The following is a 1,250-nucleotide window of genomic DNA, read 5'->3' as shown; positions in this document are numbered from 1 at the left end:
TAGACGAAGCCGGTCGCGTCCGCGATCCGGAACTGGACGAACAGGTCGACCGAGGCCTGGACGCCGCTCTTGGTGGGGGCGGAGCGGATGGGGGCGTTGAAGGGGTACTCGCGCGTGGTGTTGACGATGTAGGAGACGCGCTTCCAGGGGTTGAGCAGGGTGACCCGGCCGGGGCGGAAGTTGTCCTCCCGCTTACCGAAGCGGGTGACGATCGCCTCGCAGCCCTCCGGGACCATCACCATACCCTGGCGCCACCACATGAACGCCGTGACGGCGACGGTGACGATCCAGTAGTGGATGCCGAAGAAGGGGTTGAGGAGGGGGTTCGCCCCGGTGAGCGAGACCGGGATGAGGACGGCGAAGGCGCCGAGGAGGCCGAGGACCACCAGCGCGATCGCCGGGAGCATCGTGAGGAACGTGCGGCCGCGGGGGATGACCATGGGGCAGATGACGTGGACCGGGCCGCTGTGGCCGCGCTCGTGGTAGCTGCGGTTGAGCGCCTCACCCGCGTTGTTGAGCGAGGTGGTCTTCTGTTCGATCCGGGTCCCGACGGACTCGCCCTGCTCGCGTGCGGCGATGAAGTCGCGGGGGTCCAGGCCACCTCCCCCGTCGGACTGGTCCGAGACCTGTTGGACGGCGCTGGCCATCACCTGGCGCGGATCGCCCCCCTGGGCGACGGCGTCGGCGGCGCCGCGCACGGTCTGCGCGAACGACATAGGCGTGGACTCCTTGCTGGCGGAGACGGGGAACTATCGGGTTCGACGCGGCGTACCCCTGCTCGGTTCCAGGTCGGAGTGGGTACGCGAGCAGGATCGGCCGTAGTGGACAGGATCAACTGTCCCATGGGTCACGCCCGAAACCCATTGCTCGTGTCCTGAGTGTGACCGGCGCGGACACCGGGGCTCTCCGGCGCGGTGCCCCTGAGGGGCCGCCCCACGTGCGTGCCGGATGGTGGTGCCCGCGGACCGGGGGTTAACGTCGTTCGCGGGGCCGCGCCACGAGGCGGCCACGACGAGGAGGAGCCATCCGATGACTTCGGTACCGACCGCAGCACTGACCACCGCGGGGCTGATCGGCGGCTACGCCACCGCCCGTGCCACCGGCAACCGCCCGCTGGGCGGGGTGGTGCTGGCGGCCTTCGGCGCGGCGGCGTTCGAGACGTGGCGCCGGCGCTCGGGGGTGGGAACCGCGATCGCGCTGAGCGGGGTGTACGTGGGGGCGTTCGGTCTGGCGCACCCGCTGGCGAAGAA

Annotated in this window: 2 protein-coding genes; one reads left to right on the top strand and one right to left on the bottom strand. The window is 70.6% G+C overall.

Annotated elements, in window-relative coordinates; genetic code table 11:
* A partial coding sequence (locus D471_RS0106395; protein WP_017597857.1) for an SPFH domain-containing protein occupies positions 1-716 on the bottom strand: 716 nt, incomplete at its 3' end.
* Positions 717-1,029: 313 nt separating this feature from the next.
* On the opposite strand from D471_RS0106395, the gene D471_RS0106390 reads away from it, so the two are divergent.
* Positions 1,030-1,250: hypothetical protein (locus tag D471_RS0106390; protein ID WP_017597856.1), on the top strand; the 221-nt coding region annotated here is incomplete at its 3' end.

The sequence above is a fragment of the Nocardiopsis lucentensis DSM 44048 genome (genome assembly GCF_000341125.1).
GTDB lineage: Bacteria > Actinomycetota > Actinomycetes > Streptosporangiales > Streptosporangiaceae > Nocardiopsis > Nocardiopsis lucentensis.
This window is presented reverse-complemented; position numbering and strand designations above follow the sequence as displayed.